The following is a 21,022-nucleotide window of genomic DNA, read 5'->3' on the forward strand; positions in this document are numbered from 1 at the left end:
AACTGTGGGGAACGCTCGACATTCTTCTATCGCCGCTGGTCAACGAACTCCTGAACGGTCAAGCCGACGTCCCGGGCGATGCGTCGGAGCAGTACAGGCGAGACGTCACGGCCACCATGGACCGGGACGGTGGTTGCGCGGCCATCAGGATGGCGGAACCGCTTGTGCGACCCACGCTGTCGCACTTCCTCGAAACCGAGGCCGACGAGGATCGAAATGACTTCGCGTGGTTTGAGGACGGGGACCGGCGGCACCCGAACCTATGCCAGGACAACGGTCTGCGTGCCGACGTATTCGCCGACGAGTGCGGGTGTCCCTTCCTCGAGAAGCATGGCGATCACCTCCTTGAGATTCCGGTTGAGTTCCTCAAGGGTCTCACCTTGGCTGTGCGCACCCTGGAACCCAGGTACGTAGCCCACGTACAGGCCCGTGTCGGGGCAGCGCTCCACGACGGCAGTGTAAGTTTGCATCAATAAGATCCCGTCCTTGTTCGCCCCCGCCATTCTAGCCATCGCCCGTCGGGACGGCCAACGGCACACCGCAGGCCATGGAGTCGATCCGGCTCGTGTCGGACCGGACGAGGAACCGGAACCCGAGCAATCTCCCAAGTCGGATCGGTCGCCGTTACGAGGTTACGGTGGCGCCGTCGGCGGCGTCGGCAACGAACAGCGCGCGGCGATCGACCCCTCCGCGGGGGGCGTAGAAACGATCGATCAGCGCCTCGATCACGGCCTTCGCCCGGTTCGCGCGGCAGAGCGCCACGACGCAGCCGCCGAATCCCGCGCCCGTGAGCCGCGCGCCGGCCGCGCCCGCGTCGAGCGCCACGCCCACGATCTCGTCGAGTGCCTGCGTGCTCACGCTGAAGTCATCGCGCAGGCTCGCGTGCGATGCGTTCATCAACCGGCCGAAGGCGGCCATGTTCTCGCTGCGAAGCGCGCGCTCGGCCTCGATCACCCGGCGACCCTCCGTGGCCACGTGCCGGAAGCGCCTCGACAACGTGAGCGGCAGGGACCTCCCGGCTCCGGCCAGGATGGATGCGAACTCGTCCTCGTCGGCTTCCACCACCTCCGGCCAGGATGTCCGGCCAACCCGTTCGAGGGCCTCCGCGCACTCGGCGCGCCGCTCGTTGTACAACTCGCGTACCGCGCCGGCCTTCTCCGCCCGCGCCAGCGACGAGGCGACCACCCACCGCCATCCCTCCGGCACCGGCACCGGCGTCACGCGCAGCGGCCCGAAGTCGATCCGCAGCGCGTGCCCTTCCTTCCCGCAGAGCGACGCCGCCTGGTCCATCCCGCCGCCCTGCACCCCGACGAAACGCTCGGCGCGGGCGAGGAGCGCCGCGAGTTCCAGCGCCTCCACCTCCGCTTCGTTGGCGTGCAGCAGGGCCAGCGCGGACGCCACCACGAGTGCGGACGAGGACGACAACCCCTCCGCCACCGGCACGGTGCCCGTGACCGTTCCGCGGATGCCTCGCTGCAGTCCCACACCGTGGTCCAGCAACCCCCTGGCCGCGGCCCTCACGTAGTTCGACCAGTGTCCCCGGGGTGCGGATTCGATCGCGCGGTCCAGCCGAAAGGCGAACGAACCGTGGGCGGCGTCGCCTTCGAGTTCGACTGTCGCGTGCTCGGCCCCCTCGAACTCCAGTTGGACGTGCCGGTCGAGAGCCATCGGCAGCACGGGCAGACCGTTGTAGTCGATGTGCTCTCCGATCAGGTTGATGCGCCCCGGAGCGGTCGCGACCCCGCCGGGCGGCGCCTGCGGCGGACCGAAGAGTGACGCCTGCGCCGCGCGGAGCGGCTCCGGGCGAACGTGCGGGGTCCAGAGATCGACGGGATACGCGCCGGCCTCGGTCAGTTGCCGGAGCGAAGCGGCGACGCGCTCGCGGTCTTCGGGGAAGGTGACCCCCATCCACCCCGGCCCCACGGGCACGAGGCCGCAGCGCGTCCGTTCGGCGGCGGCCAGATCGCCGACGGCTTCCGACAGGTAGAATTCGTCCTCGATCCCCGGGGAGGCCGCGAGGAAGTCCCGGAAGCGCTCCTCGAGCAGGGGCAGGATCTCGGGGAAGAATCCCCACAGGCCCATGCACGCCGGACTGTCCGCGTCCACCCGGACTGCCGCGCCCGAGGCGGTGCGCCCGACGACGCCGGGCGGGGCGGCCGGGGACTCGGGGCCGTCGCCCGTCCGCGCCGCGTCGCCGTCGAGGCGCAGGTCCAGGCCTTCGGTCATGCGGAGCAGCGTGCCGTCGGGCCCCGTTTCGCACAGGCCGCGCGACACGCCGCCGAAGGTCGAAAGGGTGTCGGCCAGGGGGGAGGTCGCCACGAAGGCGCGGATGCCCGGGGGAGAAGCCGCGAGCGCGTGCGCCAGACGCTCGTGCGCGACCCGCCCGTAGAAGTCGTCCGCGTTGCAGACGGCGAACGGGCTCTGGCGGGGCAGGGCGGTCGCCGCGGCCAGCACGGCGAATCCCGTGCCCCAGGGCCGGACGCGCCCGGGCGGCGGGAGGGGGACCAGGTCGGCGTCAACGAGGCGCTGGCAGGCGAACGAGAGCGAGAGCCCCGCAACCCGCAGCGGGGTCAGGCGGGCCTCGAACTCGTCTTGCTGGCTTTCGCGGACCACGATCACGAAACGCCCGAACCCCGCGCGCACGGCGTCGTACACGGCGTATTCGAGGAGCGACGCGCCGCCCGGCCCCACCGGTTCGAGCTGCTTGGCGCGGCCGAACCGCGTGGATCGCCCGGCGGCGAGGATCACCAGCGTCGGCCGCTCCGGTCGGTCGGCCGGCCGCGCGCCGCCGACCGGCCCGGTCCCGCTCACCGGGACAACTCGACCGTTCGCGCCTCGCCCGCGACGCGGAGCCCTTCAACGCGCGCCCGGCCGGCGGCGCCGGCGGTGGCAGCCCCGCGAGCGACGAACGCGGGCAGGCGGGAACCGATGCGCAATCCGCGCCATGGACAGGCGTCGACGAACTCCTCGATCGCGCCCAGCGCGAACAGCGGCCCCCAGCCCTGGAAGCGGCGGCCCCGCCCGCGGCCGGTGCGCGCGTCGAAGTTCTCGCGACAAAACCCCGTGCGCCGGCGGTCGGCGAGAAACATGAGCGCCCCTTTCCACGCCAGCTCGCTGGCGAATTCGTCGAAGCCGTAGCGCCGCAGTCCCTGCAGCACGAGGTAATTCATGGGCGGCCAGATGGAGCCGCGCCAGTACTGCTGTTCGTCGAACGCGGGGTCGTCGCGCGAGATCGTGGGCAGCATCCACTCTCCCCGGAAACGCGCGGGATCGCGCAGCGCGCCGACCATGCGCCGCGCCTGCCGCGCCGACGGCACGCCGGCGATCAGGGGAAGGAAGTTCGACGACGCCACGCGCGGCGAGTGGCCCCCGGGCAGTTCGTCCAGGTAGAGCCCGGCCGCGTCGGACCACAGCACCCGGTTCATCGCCGCGACGAGGCGGCGACGCTCACCCTCCAGCCAAGCCCCCTCCTCCGGGTCGCCGAGGATGCGGGCGATCCGCGCCAGGCACTCGAGGTCCAGCGCGCGGTAGCTGCACAGATCGACCGCGGACATGGCGAGGGTTTCCCGCTGCGGATCCCATTCCACGTCGTCCCACAGCGGGAGGTCGTCCTGGCCCGATTCCCACGCCGCCCGCTGGTGTCCGCTCGCGCCGACTTCCCACTCCGGGAGCCGCCCGCGCTCCGGGACCAGGGCGGTATCCGAGCCCCACGCGAACAGGCCGGGCGTGAGACCCTCCCGGCGCGGGCGCCCGCCCTTGTCGGCCACCCACCAGTCGTTCCACGCGCGGAGCCCCGGCCAGGCGGCCGCCAGCGCGTCCTCATCGGGGCACGCGAGGTGCAGCTTCAGCGCCGCGAACGATCCGACCGGGGGCTGCGAGCGGTCGGGCGTGCCGCCGAAACGGCTCCTCCAGTTGGGCACGTTCCCGTTCGGGTAGCGCGACTCGAGCCCGGCGAGGAGGACGTCCCAGGCGAGGGGTCCTGACGCGGTGGCGAGCGCGAGGGCGTTGAAGAAGGAATCCCACCCGAACACCGTCCAATCGTCGGGCTCCGGCGCGCAGTCCCGGTCGCCGTCCAGCGGTTCCCCGTCCCCCTGCGCGTCGCCTCTCCGCGCGCCATCCCTCGGCTTCGGGAAGATCCAGCGGCGTCCGGCCGGCGCGTACATGCGTCCGGTTTCCGGCTGCAGGAGGACGGTCCACATCAGGTTGTCCGCGACGGCCTCGACGAGTCCTTCCGCGGCCCCCGACGAACGCGGACGGCGACCGTCCCAGTCGGCGCGCGCGTCGTCGATCCAGCGGTCCAGCCCGGGCAGGAGGCGGCCGGCGCGGTCCAGGGCGGCCGCGGATCGGGACGGCGCCCTCGGTGCGCCCCTCGGCTCCCACGTGACTACGGTGGCCACTCGTCCGCCTGCCTGGGGCTCGAACGCGGCGGCGATCTCCATGTCTCCGAGCCCCGCGTGCCAGCCGTCGGACGCTTCCTCCCACGTCGTCTTCCATCCCCACGGATCGTCGCCCACCAGCTCCACCCGCCCCGGCGCACGCGCCACCGCCCGCAGCGCCACGGCATCCTCGCGGCGCGACCACTCCAGGATGAGCGTGTTCTCCCTGGGGCGCGAAGCGGGCGAAGGCTCGGCGGCGAGGTCGAACTCCATTCGCGCGTAGCATCCATCCGGCGCGTGGGGACCGACGCGGGAGACCATCCAGTACCAGTCCTCAAGGTCCCGGCGCTCACCGTCGATGGTGGTGAAGACGAGCCGGAGTCCAATCCCGTCGCCGGGTCCCGCCGCAAACACGAGTCCGGCCCAGCGGCGCGCCTCGAGCGCCCCGACCCGCATCGAGGTTCGGCTATCCGAGATGAAGCCTGATCACCCTGGGTCGGGCATCAGCATCGAAGTGGCAGTGAACGGCGTCCCTGACCATGGCTTTGAGGTCGGCCCAGTCATCCCCCTGGGTGAAAATGCTGTGGCCAAGCGCCCGGGCGTCGTAACCGCCTTCGGCGGCTATCGTCACCTCGAAGATGATCTCGGATGAATGCATCAGATACCCTTCGTCGAGTCTCGGTCCCCGGAAGTTACCGGATCGTTCCAGGTCAACAAGCGGACATCGCAGGAGAAGGGACGAGACCCGATGAGCCTGACTCCGGCGGCGGCCGGATGCGTCGGATTCACGAGTACGTTGCTCTCTTCGGGAACGAGCACGGATGGAACCCTCAGCAGCAGTTCTTCCCCCCTCCCGGCCCATTCTCTACCGATCGCCTGGCATTCGGGCGGTGGCGGAGTCTGCCGCCAATCGGCGGGCAGACTTGATGGAGCATAGTCGAGTTCCGGGGCATCGTCCGGAACGTCAAGGATTCCCCTCCCGCTGCTCTCGACCCGTAGTATGTTCAGGTGCGATTTGCCGAGCGGCGCCGTTGCCCTATGGGTTGGTGCTTTCGCGGGATGCGTTTGAGAACCGATGAGGGGGTCGATGGCCAGGGTTCTTGAAGTCAAGGCGTGTGACGGATACCGGATCTGGATACGGTTCGACGATGGTTGTGTCGGCGAGATAGATCTGTCCGACCTCGCGGGCGATGGCGTCTTCCAGGCTTGGTGCGAGCGGCAATTCTTCCGCCAAGTCCACGTGGCGCGGCACGGTACCGTCGCCTGGTCGGACGAGATTGAACTATGCCCCGACTCGCTGTACATGGAGTTGACCGGCAAGTCTCCGCGGCAGGTGTTCCCGGGACTCGACCGGCTGGTATCCCATGCCTAAGTCTCCCGTTTCTACGGGATCGTCATCCGCATGTACTTCCGCGAACACGGGCCGGGCTAGCGGATTCCCTCCAGCTGGATGCCGCGCACGAAATAGCGCTGGGTGAAGAGGAACAGGAGCGCGATGGGCAGCACCGCGACGACGCCGGCCGCCATCTGGTAGGGCCAGTTGATCTCGTACGTCGAATGGAAGGCGGCGATCCCCACCTCGACCACGCGCATCTCCATCGAGCGGGTCACGAGGAGCGGCCACAAAAGGTTCTTCCACGCGTCGACGAACGCGAACAGGGCGAGCGTGGCCACGGCGGGCTTCGCGAGCGGCAGGGCGACGCTCCAGAAGATGCGCACGCGTCCGGCCCCGTCCACGCGCGCGGCGTCCTCCAGTTCCCTGGGCACCGTCCGGAAATACTGCCGCATGAGGAAGATGCCCCACACGGAGACGAGTTCCGTGGAGACGAGCCCCTGGTAGGTGTCGATCCAGCCGAGGGCCTCGATCATGAGGAAGCGGGGGATGAGCACGACGACCGCGGGCACCATCATCGTCGACAGGAAGAGCATGAAGAGCCCGTCCCGCCCGGGAAACTCGAGGCGGGCGAAGGCGTACCCGGCCGTGGCCGAGGTCGCGACCTGTCCCGCCGCCACCGCCGTCGCGAACACGAGCGAGTTCAGGAAGTAGCGCCCGAAGGGCTGGACCGTCAGCGCCTCGGGATAGTTCGACCAGCGGGGCGCGCGCGGCAGGAGGCCCCCGCCGGCGAACACCTCGAGCTGTCCCATGAGGCTCGTCAGGCCCATCCACGCGAAGGGCGCCGCCATGACGAGGCATGCCGCGGCGAGCAGGAGCCCGCGCGCCGTCCGGGGGAGGGTGCGCTCAGGCATGGGCGCGCCGCGCATCGAGGAAGCGGAAGTGCAGCCAGGTGGCGACGAAGACGACCGCGAACAGCATCCAGCTCATCGCCGCCGCATTGCCGAACTGCAGGAACTCCCACGCCTCGCGGTAGATGTGATAGACGGCGACGTCCGTGGCGCCCAGCGGGCCGCCCTCGGTCATCACGTAGACGAGTCCGAACACCTGGAAGGAGCCGATGACGGACGTGACGAGCACGAAGAACAGGGTGTGGCGCAGGCCGGGCAGGGTGACGTGGCGGAAGCGCTGCCACGGCCCCGCGCCGTCGACCCGGGCCGCGTCGTACCAGTCGCGCGGGATGGCGGCGAGGCCTGCTTGAAAAATAACCATCTGATAGCCCACGACCATCCAGATGCCGATCATCATGAGGCTGACGAGCGCGGTGTCGGGCGACGTGAGCCAGGGGACGGACTCGAGCCCGGCGCGCTCCAGACCGCGGTTCAGCAGTCCGTACCGGTCGCTCAGCAGCCACTTCCACACCACCGCGATCGCCGCCACGCTCGTGATGCCGGGCAGGAAGAGGGCGAGCCGGGCCCAGCGCATGGCGCGGCGCGACCCCCGGGTGAGGAGCGCCAGGGCGAGCGCGATGGCCATCGCGGCGGGCACGTGCAGCGTGAACAGCGCCGTGTTCCCGATCGCCGACCACCATTCGCCGTCCCCGAGCAGCCTCGCGTAGTTGTCGAGTCCGAGGAAGAGCGGCGCGGGGTCGATGAGGCGCCATTCGTGCAGCGAGATCCACAGGGAGAAGAGGAGCGGCCCGAGGGTGAACGCGAGGATGAGGGCCGCCGCCGGGGCGAGGAGGCCCCACGCCGCCAGCGTTCGGCGCAGGGCGCGGCGGCGGGCCGCGAGCTGCGCGAGGTGGAGCGCCAGCGCCACGAGCAGGGCGGCAAGCGCGGCCGCGGCGGCCAGCGGGAGGGCGGGCGAGGCGGTGCGCTCGTACCCGAGGAAGGCGAGGTGGACGTCGGCGGTGCCGGCCGCGTGCCAGGTGGCGCCGTCCGCTTCCACCGTGTAAGGCGCGCCCGCGGGCGCGTCGGCGGGCAGCGCCGTGCTTCGGTCGGGCCGCGCGGCGATCGCCGCCGCGACGCCGGGCGGCATCGTCCACTGCGCGTCCGCGGCCTCCAGCGAACGGTCCTCGGCCCACGAGAGGTGGGCGACCCGGGCGGCGCGGGCCGGATCCGCGCCGGTCGCCATGGCGAATTCGACGGCTCGCGCGCCCTGAGCCACCGTGGCGGCGCTCAGCGCGCGGAGTTCGCGATCCGCCCACCTCCCGGCGGCGACCGTCGTCAGGGCGACGCAGCCGATGGAGAGGAGCGCGATGCCGGTCGGGTAGTGCCGGACCGTCGCCCCGCGGCGCCGTCTCGCGGCCCAGCCGGCGATGAGCGCCGTGCCCGCCAGGGCGATGGCGACGGCGCCGCCGGGGAAGGTCGCCCATGGGCCGCCCGTCCGGCGCGGCTCGACCGCGATCCAGGCGGCGGGGTCGAGCGCGCCCGCCTCATAGGCGTAGGCCCCGGCCCGGCCACCTCCGTCGTCCGCGCCAAGGATCGTCGCCCGTTCACCGAGGAGTCCGGCGACCGCCTGGTTGAGACCCCCCTCCTCCCACAGCGCGGCGGCCATGCGCGCCTCGGCTCCCGCCGCGGCCGTCCGCGCGCCCGCCACCCGGCCCGCGGCCACGGCCAGAACCAGCCCGAGGCCGCCGGCGAGGACGATAGCGGCGAGGGCTGCGAGGACCGGCTGCCGGGTCCCGTTCACCATTCGAATTCGGCGTCGATGCGGCGGGCCACGTCGGAGGCGCTCGACGCGAGGGGCTCTCCCCGCACCAGCCGGCGGTCCATGATCTCCACCGCCAGCGCCTCGACGCGGGAAAAGTCGCGCACCCGCGCGCCCCAGGTCATCCGGGCGCCGCCGACGAGCGCGATGAACGCGTCCTCGACTCCCGTGCGGTCCGCCGCGGCGATCTCCGCGGCCACGTCGATCCGCGAGGGAATGGCGAGTCCCGACCGCGCCCGGATGCGCTGGGCTTCGGGCGAGGCGAGGAAGCCGGCGAGGTCGATGGCGCGCCGCAGGTTCGACGCGTTGGGGGGCACCGCCCACCCTGAGGCGTAGAGCACGCTGGTCGCCGCCGTCCGCGAGGGATGGTGCGGAATGGGGACGATGGCCAGGTCCAGCGCGCCCGCCTCCACCAGGTCGCGGAACACGGGGAGGGTCCAGTGGCCCGAGAGGAGGAACGCCTGTCCCCCCGAAGCGAAGCGCGCCTCCCGCGCGGGGTCTCCCTGCTGGACGAATTGCGCGCCCGGCGTGAGGCCGTCCTCCGCCAGCGCCGTCAGGAAGCGGTACGCCTCCAGCGCCTCCGGCCCGTCCAGGTATCCCGCCGCGCGGCTTCCGCCCGGCGCAAGAATGTCGCCTCCCGCCGACCACACGAACGGAACCCACTGGTACAGGTTGCGCGGGAAGTCGAACCCGAACACGTCCGGCCGGCCGTCCCCGTCAGTGTCCGCCACGACCGCCTCCGCTGCGCGTCGGAAGTCCGCCCAGGTCCAACCGGCCGAGGGTGCCGCGACCGACGGCGCAGTTACCGGCGGCGGTGCGGCTGGCGGTGCGGCGGGCGACAGCGCCGCCGGCAGGAGGTTCTCGACGCCCGCGGCGGCGAGCACGTTCCGGTTCGCGTACAGGACCATCGGCGTGAAGTCCTTCGGCAGCGCGAACATGGACTGGCCCCGGCGAAACGCCTCGGCCACCTGCCCGAACACGCTGTCCGGCCGAAAGCCGAGCGCCTCCTGGTATGGCGCGAGGTCCAGCGCCAGCCCGCGCTCCACGAAGGTGGGGATGTCGGGCGAATCCATGAGGTAGACGTCGGGTGGACGCCCCGCCGCGATCGAGGTCAGCAGCCGCTCCTCGTATCCGTTGGGGGCGGATTCGAGCACGACCCGCACGCCGGGGTGCAGGGCTTCGTAGCGGTCGGCGACCTGCCGCTCGATCTCGAGTTCGTGGCCTCCGGCCCAGAGGGCTACGCGCAGCACGGTGTCGGACCCGCCGGGGGCGCACGCGACCGCCGTGGAGGCGACGGCGAAGACGACGGCCGAGACGACGGCCGAGACGACGGCCGTGGCCCCGCCGGTGGCTGGGCGAAGGGGCCGGCGCGTGCGCAGCGGCGAACTCGTCATCGTGAGCCCGGCGGGTCCATGGGCCGCGGCGCGGCCTCCTCGCGGCGGCCGTCCGGACCGAACAGGTGGCTGCGCTCCCATGCGACCGAGACGCTCACGCGGTCGCCGGGGTCGACGCGCAGGGCGGGGGGCGCGCGCGCCACCCAGGCCGCGTCGCCGGGGCCGTCCAGATGCACCCGCTGCTCGCTCCCCAGCGCCTCCACGCGGAGCACGGTCGCGCGGAAGCCGGCCGCTTCGCCTTCGCCCTCCCTCGTCCTCGCGACCGCCAGATCCTCCGGTCGCACGCCGAGCGAAGCCCGGTCGACCCCCGACGGCGCCCGGAGCGTGAACGGGCCGCCCGCGAGGCGCCCCGCATCGTCCCGGGCCAGGGCGATCCGGTTGATGGGCGGCGACCCTACGAACCCGGCGACGAACAGGTTGGCCGGCCGACGATAGACCTCCTCCGGCGTGCCCACCTGGTGGAGCCGGCCCCGATCCATGACCGCGACCCGCTGGCCCAGCGACAGGGCTTCCACCTGGTCGTGCGTCACGAAGATCATCGTCGTGCCGAGGCGCCGGTGCAGGGCGGCGATCTCGTCGCGGGTCCGCAGCCTCAGCTCCGCGTCGAGGTTCGAGAGCGGCTCGTCGAACAGGAACACGCCGGGATCGCGGACCATCGCCCGTCCCAGGGCCACTCGCTGGCGCTGTCCCCCGGACAACTCGCCGGGCTTCCGCGACAGCAGTTCGGCGAGCCCGAGCGCGGCTGCGGCCTCCGCGACGCGCCGCTCGATCCCGGCTCGCGGAGTCCCGCGCACGCGCAGGCCGAAGCCCAGGTTCCCGGCCACCGTCATGTGCGGGTAGAGGGCGTAGCTCTGGAACACCATCGCCACGTCCCGGGCGCCCGGTTCGACGTCGTCCACCCGCCGTCCCCCGATCCACACCTCCCCGGCGGTGGGTTCGATCAGTCCGGCGATGAGGCGCAGCAGGGTGCTCTTGCCGCACCCCGACGGGCCCACCAGCACCATCAGCTCCCCGGGCCGGACCTCGAGGTCGAGCGCCCGGACAGCCGCGACCTCGCCGTACCGCTTCTCCACGCCGCGCAGTTCGACGCCCTGCGGGGCGCGACTCACGGAGCCCTGCGATGCACGGCTCACGGCGCCCACGGGACGCGCAGCGCCTCGCCGCGCGGCCCCTCCAGCCGCTCTCCGTCCACCGTGGCGCTCACACGCCGGGGTTCCACCTCCACGCACACGGTCCGCCCCCTCGCGACGACGGGTCCCAGCGACACGCGCTCGGGACCGCCCGGCAGCGGCCGCACATCGATGCCCGACGCGTCCACGTGGAGCCCCGCGAATCCGCGCGCCAGCAGATCGAGGATCCACGAGTGCTGGTAGTCGTCGATGCCCCGGAAGTGGCACGCCCGGCCCGTATGCGGGTGGTAGTGCTCGAAGCAGTTGGGGCGCGAGGGATCGCCGTCGGTGAACATCATGCGCGCGAAGCGGTTGAGCATGTCCGCCGCCAGCGCGCCGGCCCGCGCGCTCCCGCCGCGCCAGCAACGCACCAGCCCCTCGATCACATGGCTGGTCGTCATCGGCCAGACGCGTCCGTTCCACGGACAGTTGCGGCGCTTCCCCCGCCAGATCCCCTCCGCGGAGAATCGCGGATCGTCCACGCTCGACGAGGGCAGCGGGAAACGCGTGCCGAACGTTCGGGGATCCTCGAGGTGGTCGAGCAGGGCGTCGAGGCGGGCCCCGTCCACCCGGCCGGTGAGCAGCGGATAGAACCCCACCGCGGCCTTCACGCCGGTGCGCTCGCCGGTGCGCCCGTCCACATCGGTGAACAGCCCGGTCGTCGTCGACCACATGCGTTCATCGATCGCCTTCCAGCAGCGGTCCGCGAGCCCACGCCACTCGGCCTCGTCACCCGGCCGATCCAGGCGGTGCGCCACGGCGGCGAGGGCGCGAAACAACTGGTGCGCGTACACGGTGACGTCGATCCCCTTGAGGCGGAGCCGGGGACTCCACCCCGCCACGTCGGCCTCCCCGTCCACGGCCATGTAGCGCGACATGTACTCCTGTCCCGTCTCGAAGTGGTTCGTGACGGTGAACATGCCCGACACCTCGGGGTCGCGCTCCGCCGTCAGCCAGCGGGCGTAGCGCGACAGCCCCTCGTAGCAGCGGGCCCGCGCCGCCGCATCCGGGTGCATGTCATCGACCGCGAGCAGCGCGTCGCCCCAGTTGGCGTGGTAGAAATCGGTGCCCTCGAGGCGCTCGGGATAGAGGCGGCCGTGGAAGGAGCCATCGGGCTTCCCGTTGTCGACGAAGTTCAGGAGCGAGCCCCACGCCTCCCGTCCGCCCTTCCGCCAGCGCATCTCCATCATGTGGCACTGCGCGCTGTAGGCGATCGGTACGTGGAAGTACTCCGGCCCCTCGGCGATGGCGGGATGCCGCACCGGGCCCCATCGACCCTCGATGCGGTTCAGGCCGAGGCCGTAGATGCGATAGTCGAAATAGCGGTCGAGGTACGGGTCGCCGCTCTCGAAATGCGGGAAACCGCCGAAGAAGGACTCCCAGGCGGACGCCGTCCCGGACGCCGAGGCCGGGTCCCGGGCTTCGGCGCCCCGGAGGCGGAGGGTCAGGCGGAAGGTCGGAGGCCCGTCGTCGTCGATTCCTTCGAGCGGAAGCGCAACGGCGATCCAGATCCACCCGGGGCGACCGACCCCCGGATCGGCGTTCGGGTCGGGGGGCGGGCCGGACGCGGCGCCGGCATGTGCGGCGGCCGCCCTCCCCGGGGCATCGACACCCTCCGCGAAGGGCGAATGCCGCCATTCGGGCGCGGCGCGCCCCTCGGATGGGACGATGCGGCGCCATGCGGGCGAAACGGAGCCCGCGAGTTCCATGCACAGGACCAGTTCCCGCCCGCGCCGGTCCGAGACGGTCCGCGTCCAGCCCACCCCGGCCGTCGTGGGTTCCACCCCATCCGTCGCGTCCGCCGGCTGCGCGGTGAAGGCGACGACGCAGCCCTCGAGGTCGGCCGGGACGTGCCACGAGGATTCCAGGATGCCGCCCGGCAGCACCTGGCGGCGCTCCTCGAAGGTGAAGCCGCGCCCGTCCGACCACGTGGCGACCAGCCGTCCGGGCCACCACCGGCGCGGCGTCGGCTCGCGACCGCCCGGGCCGCCGGCAGCGCCTCCGAGCGGGGCTTCCGTCCCGTCGCCGCCAACGAGCGCCACCGAGAACCCCGGGCCGACCTCGTGCTGCAACAGGTGAACCGGGTCCCAGAACCCGGGCCGGTGCAGCCACCGCGGGAACGGCGGCGCCCACACCACGCCGTCCAGCCCGCCCAGGAACCACTTGTCATCGCGCTCCAGCGCCGCGATGCGAGCCCGGGGGGAAGCGGCGGGACGGGACGGGGGGGCGTTCATCGGAACAGCATCGAACCGGAGGCCGCGCCGGTCAACGGCCCGACGGCTCCGGCACCACCGCGCGGCGCCTCGGAGCAGAGCCGTTTGACACTTCCCCCCGGCCAGGCGCGTAAACGCGCACAGACCCCCACAAACCCTGCGTTCAGCGTCTGGAGGAAAGAGATGTTCTGGAATCGTCGCTCACTCGGCCGTCCCTCGCGGCGGATCGCCCTCGCGGGCGCCCTCTTCTGCGGCCTCACGTCGGCGGGTTGCATCTTCGTGGGTGACAGCGAGTCGCGGGACGAAGCGGAGGAAGTGCGGGAAGATCTGCACGATGCCGCCGACGACATCGCGGCAACCATCACCGACGCGGTGGAGGAGATCGGCGAGCACATGTCCGACTTCGCCGAGGAACTGGGCGGCGAAACGCTGGTCGATCGGCCGATCCCCTTCCGCGAGTTCTACGACTTCCTGCCCGAGCGGGCCGGGGGCCTGAGACGGACCTCGCGCGAGGGGGAGACGGGCGGCGCTCTGGGGTTCCACATGTCCGTGGCCGAGGCCGAGTACGAGGGGAGGAGCGGGGCCGAGGTCGAGGTCTCCATCGCCGACATCGGCGCGATGCCGGTGATCGGTTCGGAGGGCTTCCTGGATTGGCTCGATCTCTCGGTCGACGAGGAGAGCGACCGGGGGTGGGCGCGCACGATCGAGTACGAGGGCTATCCGGCCATGGAGGAGTTCCGCCGGACGCGCGGCGACCGCGGACGCGCGGAGTTCACATGGTTCGTCGAGAGTCGCTTCGTCGTCGTGCTGGACGCACGGGACGTGACGATCGACGAACTCCACGAGCTTCGAGACGCGATCGACACCGACGCCCTGTCCGACCTGCGCGACCGCGAAGGGCGATAGCGGCGGGTCAACCGTCTCGGCGCGACGCTACACTAGCGGTCCCAGTCCGCGGGGTCGGGGATCCCGCGGCTGACCTGTACCTGCAGGTCGGGATCGAGGGACAGTGCCTCGGCCACGCCGCGGGCCAGTGAAGCGGCCGCGAGGGCGGTGCGCGGCACCTCGCGGAGGAGGGCGCGGACGCGGCGGGTCACCGGATCCAGCACGAGCGCCGCGGTCCGGCCACTCTCGTCGTCCAGCGTGGCCGATCCGCCGGGCCCCGAGAGGGTGAGGCTCGCCAGTTGCACGGCCCACCCGGACCGAACCGGCAGCGCGAAGGCGAAGCTCGACGATCCGTCCCCGTCGCCGATCCGGGGCATGTCGAAGCGCAACTCGAAGAGGTCCCGGCCCGCCGCGTCGCGCCCGCGGATCGTGTATTCGCCTTCAAACCCTGGTAGCGCCGGTGGAGCGTCGAGGATGAAGGCCGGCTCCAGGTACGGAACCCCCGCGTTGTCGATGCCGCCCCAGAGCAGGAGCGTCCGGTCACGCCCGTCCATCGCCGCATCCCCGGCGGCAGCCGCGCCTTCCGCCCGCAGCCGGCGGCGCATCGCGTTGAAGAAGTGGTAGTCCCCGATCCAGTGCAAGGGCGGACAGTATCCCATGAGATCCGGGGAGTCCGGCGGAACGAGCCTCCCGCCGTCGCGAAAATCGTAGCCCCACGCGCCGATCAGCCCGCCGGGGACGGGATACCAGGGATCGACGCCGTATGCGTTACACGGGGCGTGGCCGAGGCTCAGGTTGTGCCCGAATTCGTGCGCGATGATGTCGGCACGAGGGTCCGAGAACGTCACGAAGCCGGGGCTGTGGGCCAGGCCGCCTCCGTCGCTGTTCGCCATCGTCCCCATGTAGTACCCGGTCCCGCCTTCCGCGGCACGGATCGCGGCCGTCTCGCCGAGCAGGACGCCCTGGTTTCGGGAAGACGTCGTGACCGGTTCGTGCCTGGTGAGGGAGAAATCTCCGATCGGCAGGAACGTACGCGTTTCCCAGAGCAGCTCGTGCTCCGGGGTCAGATTCTGGACGATGTCGACGATCGACCGGTCTGGACTGGGACCATACAGGAACGGCACCACCGTGACATCGAACGTGGGCATCCGCCGAACGTCCACCGGCAGGCGCCCCGCTTCGGGGATGCGCCGCGTGAGTCCGAGCGCCGGGTCGAGCGTCGCGTCCGGGTCCGTCTCGACGACGACCTCCAGACCCGGCTGCACGACCTGTCCGGGGATGACGGCGTTGGCCGATGCCTCCAGCGACCCCTCGTCGACCTTGACCGGTACGGGGTTCGATTGTGCGGGGATGTCGGCGACGTGCACCTCCGCGCCGTCCACGTAGAACCGGGCCCGGACGCGCGGGAAGTCGACAGCCGAACCTTCGGGCGCCGTCAGGAACACGCGGAGAAGCGCCGAGTCGCCGGCGACGAGCGGCACGGGGAAGCCCGCGGACTGGACCGCCTGGGTCAGGAGCACGGCGCCATCGTGCCCGCAGGGGGAGACGCGATGTCTGCGCAGCCGCTCCAGCCAGTCCGCGAACGCGCGCTCGGCGGGGGCGCAGAGGGCCGTGCCGCCCAGATGAAGTTCGCTGAGCGAGGAGAGCGCCGTCAGCGATGCCGGCAGCGGACCGGACAATCCGGCGTTCCCCGACAGATTGAGAAAGCGCAGCGCCGCCAGGCGCTCGAACGTCTCCGGCACGGGTCCCTCAAGGTCGTTGTGCATGAACAGCAGGACCTCGAGCGCGGTGAGGTTCCCCAGTTCGGGCGGCATCGGTCCCGTGAGATCGTTGTCGCTCAGGTCCAGCCGACGCAGCGTGCGGAGGTCGCCCAGCGCGGCCGGGATCGGCCCCTCGAAGCCGTTGCGGCTGAGATCCAGTTGGTCCAGGTAGCTGAAGTTGCCGAGCCACGGCGGGATCTCGCCGTCGAAACGGTTGTCGTGAAGATTCAGCAGGAGGAGGGTCGGCAGCCGCCCCAACTCCGCCGGGATGGTCCCCTCGAGTTCGTTTCGTGACAGCGTGAGGGTATGGAGCCGGTCGAGGTCTCCGAGCTCCGCGGGGAGATGTCCCCGGAGCCCGTTGAATTCGAGGTCGAGATCCGTCACCCGCCCGTCCTCGTCCACGCTCACGCCGTACCACGTGTCGAGCGGGCGCCCCGTCAGCCAGTTGTCGTCGTGGATCCAGCCCTCGCCGCCCGTCGCTTCGTAGAGCGCCCGGAGGACGACGTGGTCCGCCGTCACGGGCTCGGGCACGAGGACCCTGAAGTCCAGTCGGGCCTGCTGCGCCCCGGGATCGCGGGCCCGGATCGTCACCTGAGCTTCTCCCGGAGCCACTCCGACGACGGTGACGGCCGCGTCCGAAAGCGAGACGGAGGCGACGCCGGCGTCGGAGGTCTGGGCCGAGAACGTCAGGGCGTCCCCGTCCGGATCCGTGAAATAGGCCCCCGCGTCCACCGTGAGCGTGTCGCCGGCCGCCAGTTCCTGCGGCGGGATCGTGCTCGTCGGCGTCGGACGGCGGTTGGGAGTTGCCGTGGGCGGCGCCGTGGCTTCGTCGCCGCACGCCCCGGCCGAGACGATGGCGAGCGCCAGCAGGCCCGCCGATACGACGGACGAGGCTCTTCGTGGCCGGCTCACGGCGCGACGCGGCTGGCCCAGGGGACGACGCGGCCGGCTCAAGGGGCGCCGCGGCCGGCTCACGGGCCGGCGTGAGACAGCTGGCGCTCCAGATCCTCGATCGCCGACCGCTCCCGGTCGGAACTCTCGATGATGTGGTCCGCGAGGTACTCGATATTGTCCACGGGCGCCTCCCCCGCGAGCGACTTGATCCCCACCGTGGCGACCCCTCCGAGCGCCTCCGCGATGGTTTGGGCCTCGGCCACGAACTGCAGCGCGAGCGCCTGGATCGTACCCTCGGCTTCGGCGATGACGACATCGGCCTTGCCCGACAGCTCCTCGAGGCGCCGCGATTCCTCGATGTCGCGGTTGCAGCGGTCCATGACCGCCAGCCGGGCGTCGCAATCATTATAGAACTTGCGGAGCGCCGCCGCCCGCGCGTCGAGTTTCCCGACGGCTTCCGCGAGCTTCGCTTCGAGTCGGTCCGCGACCCGGCCCTGCGTCCGCGCGAGTTCGCTCTCCGGTTCGCCGCGAAGACGTTCGCGCCAGTACGCGGCGGAACGCTGCGCCTCATCCGCCGCCCGGGTGAGTTCCGACCGTGCCCGCCCCCACTCCGAGCCCCTTCCCATCGTCCGCTCGCGGTGCGCCTGGATTCGCTCCCGGAACTCCGTCACCGCGAACTCGTGCACACGAAGCACGGCCCAGGGCTCGCGCCGCCGGTAGGCGGCGATTCCGTCCTCCGCCTCCTTCCGGATCGCGGACCGCCTCTGCCGGGCGGGACGGGCCTTGCCGAGCCCGTTGAGCGCCCAGAGCACCGCCGCGACGCCCAGAACTCCGAACATCCCCGGCCCGCCGCTGACGACGCCCGCGTAGCACGACCCCACGATGACGAGCGGGACGACCCAGTGCGTGACCGACCGGGTATCCCTGTCTCTGGTCCGCGCCCGCGCCACCTCCGCATCGAGTTCGCGCTCGGCCGCCCTCGCCTCCCGCTCGAAGCAGCGGCGGGCGAGGGCGTCTATTGAAACGTCGGCCGCGCTCAAGAGGCGCCGCTTCGGCCGATCAGCTCGTGGCGCGCGGCGGGGTGCGCACGATCACGCCCGGTACGCCAGCCTCGCGCAAACGGTTGTTGAACTCGGCCACGTCCGTGTCGATGATCTGCTGGAGCGTGCCCAGCCACCCGCCGAGTTCCTCCTCGAGTTCGGCGGCGCGGACCGCCGCCACCGCGTTCGGGCGGTCGTAGGTCGACGCGATGTAGCCGTACAGGTTGGCGATCTCGTTGTCGAGCATGGGCGGGAAGTTGAGCATGTCCTGCCCCGAGCGGTTCCTCGTCTGGAAGAGCTCCTCCTCCACGTCCGTGAGCTTCTCGCCCGCGGCGTCCGCCATCTCGGTGAAGTCATCGCCGTAGCCGGCCTCCTCCACGGACTCCGCGATGTCGCTCATCTGCGACCGGATCGACCGCGCCTCGCGCACGGCGTCGTGCGACTGCTGCAGAAGACCGCGCACCCGGACCATCAGGTCGTGCTGCTGCCGCAGATCCGCGACCGTGACCTGGTCGGCCACCCGCGGGTCGATGTGGACCGCCAGCGGCTGCGTCTGCGTCGCCTCGCCCGCCGTCAGACGCACCTCATAGCGCCCGGGCACGGCGGGCACACGCCCCGTGAAGCCCCAGATCCGGGCGCCCTGCACGAGGTCGGGCCCCTCTCCCTGGAGATTCCACACCATCCGGTTCATGCCCGCGCTCGTCTGCAGGCGGTCCGGCGACCAGCTCGACCCGCGCCCGATCGCGGCCTTCGCCTCATCGTCCCATGAACCGGGATTCGAGGAGTAGACCCGCACGACCTCTCCCCCCCCATCCACGATCTCGAGGTCGATCGTCTCCTCCATCCCCTCGCCGAGCGCGAAGTAGATCGACGCCCCGCTTGGGAAGACGCCCTGCGCGCGCACCGCATCGCGCGGCGTGTAGAGGTGGACGTCGGACGCCAGCGTGGCCGCCGACATCGTCCGCAGCGGCGTCACGTCGTCGAGGATCCAGAACGAGCGGCCCTGCGTCCCCATGACGAGGTCGCCCTCGTGCACCTGCATGTCCGTGATCGGCGTGACCGGCAGGTTCTGCTGGAAGCGCTGCCAGCTGTCGCCGCCGTCGAAGCTCACGTAGAGCCCGAATTCGGTGCCCGCGTAGAGGAGCCCCTCCCGCACGGGATCCTCCCGCACGACGCGCACGAAGTGGCCCGGCTCGATCCCGTTCGCCGAGAGGCGGGTCCAGCTCTCACCGTAGTCGTCCGTGCGCCACATGTACGGCGTGACGTCCTGCATCCGGTAGCGGTAGACGGCGACGTGCGCCCGCCCCGGCCCGTGCGCCGAGAGGTCGATCATGTTGACGGTCGAGAACTCCGGCAGGTCGCCCGGCGTCACGTCCACCCAGCTCTCCCCGTCGTCCCGCGACACGTGGATGAGGCCGTCGTCCGAGCCCGCCCACAGGACGCCCGCCTCGTGCGGAGATTCCTCGAAGGCGAAGACCGTCCCGTACATCTCCACCCCGGTGTTGTCCCACGTGATGCGCCCGCCCGCGTGCTCCATCTTCGTCGTGTCGTTGCGCGTGAGGTCGGGGCTGATCGTCTCCCACGAGTATCCGGCGTCCGATGTCCGGTTCACGAACTGGGACGTGTGATAGATGACGTCCGGGTTGTGCGGGGAGATCCGGATCGGCGCGTTCCACTGGAAGCGGTGCTTCATCGTCTTCGGCGCCTGCCCCAGCTGGAGCTGCGGATAGAGAAGCATCTGCCGCACGTCGCCCGTCTCGCGGTCCACCCGGTTGATGCTGCCGCCGTAGCAGCCCGCGTACGTCACGTTGGGGTTCCGCGGGTCGATCGCGATATGGCCGCTCTCGCAGCCCCCCACCGCGGCCCAGTGCTGCGGCGCCTGCACCGCCGGCATCCCGCGGCTCGGCACCATGATCGTGGAGTTGTCCTGCTGCGAGCCGTACACGCGGTAGGGGAACTGGTTGTCGACGAACACCCGGTACATCTCGGCCGTGACCTGGTTGTAGTAGGTGGACCAGCTCTCCGCGCCGGTCGTCGTCACCTGCCCGCCGCCGTCGTTCGCCACGACCTGGAAGTCGGGGTCCTCGTAGTTGATCCAGAGGTCGTGCACATCCCCGTGCGGGACGCCGTAGCTCTGCCACGTCACGCCCCCGTCGACCGACTTGTTGTAGCCCACGTTGAGGGCGTAGACCGTGTTCTCATCCACCGGGTCCGCGTAGATGTGCGTGTAGTACCACGCCCGCTGCAGGAGTCCGCGGTCGCTGTTCACCCGCCGCCAGGTGTCGCCGCCGTCCTCGGAGCGGTAGACGCCGCCGCGGTCGTCGGACGCCTCGATGAGCACCCACACGCGGTCGGGATTCGCCCGCGAGACGGTGACGGCGGACTTGCCGACGAGGCCGGTGGGGAGCCCGCCCTCGAGCCGGTCCCAGGTATCCCCGCCATCGGTCGACCGGAAGACGCCGGACTCCTCCGAACCCGACGTCGCGGTCCAGGGCTTCCGCTCGGCCCGCCACGCCGAAGCGAAGACGATGCGCGGATTCGACGGGTTGATCGCGAGGTCCACGGCGCCCGTGGAGTCGGAGATCGCGAGGACGTGGTCCCACGTGTCGCCGCCGTCCGTCGTGCGGAACACGCCGCGCTCCGGGTTGGGGCCGAACGGGTCGCCGAGCGCCGCCACGAAGGCGATGTCGGCATCGTGCGGGTGGACCTTGATGTCGCCGATCTGGCCCGAGTTCGGGAGCCCGATGTGCGTCCACGAGTCGCCCCCGTTGGTGCTGCGGTAGATGCCGATTCCCTTCGAGATGTTGCCGCGGATGCAGGACGAACCCGTGCCCACGTAGATGACGTTCGCGTCGCTGTCCGCCACGTCGATCGACCCGATGGCGCCTGTCCCGATATAACCGTCGGAGATGTTGCGCCAGTTGAGGCCGGCGTCGTCCGTGCGCCACACGCCCCCACCGGTCGCACCCATGAAGTAGGTGAGCGGCTGCTCGGTGATCCCCGCCACGGCGGTGCTGCGGCCTCCCCGGGGCGGCCCGATCGAGCGGAAACCGAGACCCGCGACGTCGGCGGAGTCGAAGACCACCGCCTCCTGGGCTGCGAGCGCCGAGGGCGCGGCGGCGAAGTCCGCCGCGACGAAGACGGCTGCGGCGAGGGTGAAAGTGGTCGGCGTGAGGATGGCCAGCTTGCGCATGGGGCTGTCGCTCCTGTTACGGCGGCACATTTGATTCGCTGCGGTTTCGGCGGATC

Annotated in this window: 16 protein-coding genes and 1 pseudogene; 2 read left to right on the forward strand and 15 right to left on the reverse strand. The window is 71.4% G+C overall.

Annotation, left to right across the window (positions count from 1 at the left end; genetic code table 11):
- Positions 1-26: 26 nt before the first annotated feature.
- The 6 genes from ACQY5G_RS08255 to ACQY5G_RS08280 form a co-directional block, all read right to left on the reverse strand.
- On the reverse strand, positions 27-254 hold the full coding sequence (locus ACQY5G_RS08255) for a type II toxin-antitoxin system HicA family toxin (protein ID WP_428103673.1): 228 nt from the start codon (positions 252-254) through the stop codon (positions 27-29).
- Positions 255-260: 6 nt separating this feature from the next.
- Positions 261-470: a type II toxin-antitoxin system HicB family antitoxin gene (locus tag ACQY5G_RS08260; RefSeq protein ID WP_428103675.1), complete on the reverse strand. Its 210-nt coding sequence runs from the start codon at positions 468-470 to the stop codon at positions 261-263.
- Positions 471-624: 154 nt separating this feature from the next.
- Positions 625-2,811 (reverse strand): galactokinase, encoded by a 2,187-nt coding sequence (gene galK / locus ACQY5G_RS08265; RefSeq protein ID WP_428103677.1) that lies wholly within the window; start codon positions 2,809-2,811, stop codon positions 625-627.
- Positions 2,808-4,832 carry an MGH1-like glycoside hydrolase domain-containing protein gene (locus tag ACQY5G_RS08270; RefSeq protein WP_428103679.1) on the reverse strand — a complete coding sequence of 675 codons (2,025 nt, stop codon included), beginning with the start codon at positions 4,830-4,832 and terminating at the stop codon, positions 2,808-2,810. The genes galK and ACQY5G_RS08270 overlap by 4 nt, the downstream gene beginning before the upstream one ends.
- 10 nt (positions 4,833-4,842) lie before the next feature.
- On the reverse strand, positions 4,843-5,034 hold the full coding sequence (locus ACQY5G_RS08275; protein ID WP_428103681.1) for a 2-oxoisovalerate dehydrogenase: 192 nt from the start codon (positions 5,032-5,034) through the stop codon (positions 4,843-4,845).
- Positions 5,034-5,486, reverse strand: a complete 453-nt coding sequence (locus ACQY5G_RS08280; protein WP_428103683.1) for an RES family NAD+ phosphorylase — start codon at positions 5,484-5,486, stop codon at positions 5,034-5,036. The genes ACQY5G_RS08275 and ACQY5G_RS08280 overlap by 1 nt, the downstream gene beginning before the upstream one ends.
- Here ACQY5G_RS08280 and ACQY5G_RS08285 point away from each other — a divergent pair.
- Positions 5,464-5,748: a DUF2442 domain-containing protein gene (locus ACQY5G_RS08285; RefSeq protein ID WP_428103685.1), complete on the forward strand. Its 285-nt coding sequence runs from the start codon at positions 5,464-5,466 to the stop codon at positions 5,746-5,748. The two genes, ACQY5G_RS08280 and ACQY5G_RS08285, sit on opposite strands and share 23 nt — an antisense overlap.
- Positions 5,749-5,804: 56 nt before the next feature.
- Here ACQY5G_RS08285 and ACQY5G_RS08290 read toward each other — a convergent pair whose 3' ends face one another.
- The 6 genes and pseudogenes from ACQY5G_RS08290 to ACQY5G_RS08315 form a co-directional block, all read right to left on the reverse strand.
- A complete protein-coding gene (locus tag ACQY5G_RS08290; RefSeq protein ID WP_428103688.1) occupies positions 5,805-6,623 on the reverse strand; it encodes a carbohydrate ABC transporter permease in 819 nt (272 codons plus the stop codon).
- Positions 6,616-8,403, reverse strand: coding sequence for an ABC transporter permease subunit (locus ACQY5G_RS08295; RefSeq protein WP_428103690.1), 1,788 nt, complete (start codon positions 8,401-8,403; stop codon positions 6,616-6,618). The genes ACQY5G_RS08290 and ACQY5G_RS08295 overlap by 8 nt, the downstream gene beginning before the upstream one ends.
- Complete coding sequence (locus ACQY5G_RS08300) at positions 8,397-9,812, reverse strand: ABC transporter substrate-binding protein (protein ID WP_428103692.1); 1,416 nt, start codon at positions 9,810-9,812, stop codon at positions 8,397-8,399. The genes ACQY5G_RS08295 and ACQY5G_RS08300 overlap by 7 nt, the downstream gene beginning before the upstream one ends.
- Complete coding sequence (locus tag ACQY5G_RS08305; RefSeq protein ID WP_428278669.1) at positions 9,809-10,468, reverse strand: ABC transporter ATP-binding protein; 660 nt, start codon at positions 10,466-10,468, stop codon at positions 9,809-9,811. Before ACQY5G_RS08305 ends, ACQY5G_RS08300 begins: the two co-directional genes overlap by 4 nt.
- A gap of 18 nt (positions 10,469-10,486) precedes the next feature.
- A pseudogene (locus ACQY5G_RS08310) lies at positions 10,487-10,816 on the reverse strand (ATP-binding cassette domain-containing protein); the annotation flags it as partial.
- Between the two features lie 125 nt (positions 10,817-10,941).
- Positions 10,942-13,215 carry an MGH1-like glycoside hydrolase domain-containing protein gene (locus ACQY5G_RS08315; protein ID WP_428103694.1) on the reverse strand — a complete coding sequence of 758 codons (2,274 nt, stop codon included), beginning with the start codon at positions 13,213-13,215 and terminating at the stop codon, positions 10,942-10,944.
- A gap of 162 nt (positions 13,216-13,377) precedes the next feature.
- Between ACQY5G_RS08315 and ACQY5G_RS08320 the strand changes: the two genes are divergently transcribed.
- Positions 13,378-14,100, forward strand: coding sequence for a hypothetical protein (locus tag ACQY5G_RS08320; protein WP_428103696.1), 723 nt, complete (start codon positions 13,378-13,380; stop codon positions 14,098-14,100).
- Between the two features lie 32 nt (positions 14,101-14,132).
- Here the strand turns inward: ACQY5G_RS08320 and ACQY5G_RS08325 are convergent, their stop codons facing one another.
- From ACQY5G_RS08325 to ACQY5G_RS08335, 3 genes are read right to left on the reverse strand one after another with little or no spacing between them, the layout of a single operon-like run.
- Positions 14,133-16,751, reverse strand: coding sequence for a M66 family metalloprotease (locus ACQY5G_RS08325; RefSeq protein WP_428103698.1), 2,619 nt, complete (start codon positions 16,749-16,751; stop codon positions 14,133-14,135).
- A 59-nt stretch (positions 16,752-16,810) separates the two neighbouring features.
- On the reverse strand, positions 16,811-17,773 hold the full coding sequence (locus tag ACQY5G_RS08330; RefSeq protein ID WP_428103700.1) for a hypothetical protein: 963 nt from the start codon (positions 17,771-17,773) through the stop codon (positions 16,811-16,813).
- 19 nt (positions 17,774-17,792) lie between these two features.
- Complete coding sequence (locus tag ACQY5G_RS08335; RefSeq protein ID WP_428103702.1) at positions 17,793-20,966, reverse strand: WD40/YVTN/BNR-like repeat-containing protein; 3,174 nt, start codon at positions 20,964-20,966, stop codon at positions 17,793-17,795.
- Positions 20,967-21,022 lie beyond the last annotated feature (56 nt).

It is taken from the genome of Candidatus Palauibacter sp. (assembly GCF_965261555.1).
GTDB lineage: Bacteria > Gemmatimonadota > Gemmatimonadetes > Palauibacterales > Palauibacteraceae > Palauibacter.

Coding starts and splice junctions, on each gene's coding strand:
- ACQY5G_RS08275 (WP_428103681.1), bottom strand. CDS start 5,034: ATGCATTCATCCGAGATCATCTTCGAGGTGACGATAGCCGCCGAAGGC.
- ACQY5G_RS08285 (WP_428103685.1), top strand. CDS start 5,464: ATGGCCAGGGTTCTTGAAGTCAAGGCGTGTGACGGATACCGGATCTGG.
- ACQY5G_RS08260 (WP_428103675.1), bottom strand. CDS start 470: ATGCAAACTTACACTGCCGTCGTGGAGCGCTGCCCCGACACGGGCCTG.
- ACQY5G_RS08290 (WP_428103688.1), bottom strand. CDS start 6,623: ATGCCTGAGCGCACCCTCCCCCGGACGGCGCGCGGGCTCCTGCTCGCC.
- ACQY5G_RS08270 (WP_428103679.1), bottom strand. CDS start 4,832: ATGCGGGTCGGGGCGCTCGAGGCGCGCCGCTGGGCCGGACTCGTGTTT.
- ACQY5G_RS08295 (WP_428103690.1), bottom strand. CDS start 8,403: ATGGTGAACGGGACCCGGCAGCCGGTCCTCGCAGCCCTCGCCGCTATC.
- ACQY5G_RS08305 (WP_428278669.1), bottom strand. CDS start 10,468: ATGGTCCGCGATCCCGGCGTGTTCCTGTTCGACGAGCCGCTCTCGAAC.
- ACQY5G_RS08315 (WP_428103694.1), bottom strand. CDS start 13,215: ATGAACGCCCCCCCGTCCCGTCCCGCCGCTTCCCCCCGGGCTCGCATC.
- ACQY5G_RS08335 (WP_428103702.1), bottom strand. CDS start 20,966: ATGCGCAAGCTGGCCATCCTCACGCCGACCACTTTCACCCTCGCCGCA.
- ACQY5G_RS08300 (WP_428103692.1), bottom strand. CDS start 9,812: ATGACGAGTTCGCCGCTGCGCACGCGCCGGCCCCTTCGCCCAGCCACC.
- ACQY5G_RS08320 (WP_428103696.1), top strand. CDS start 13,378: ATGTTCTGGAATCGTCGCTCACTCGGCCGTCCCTCGCGGCGGATCGCC.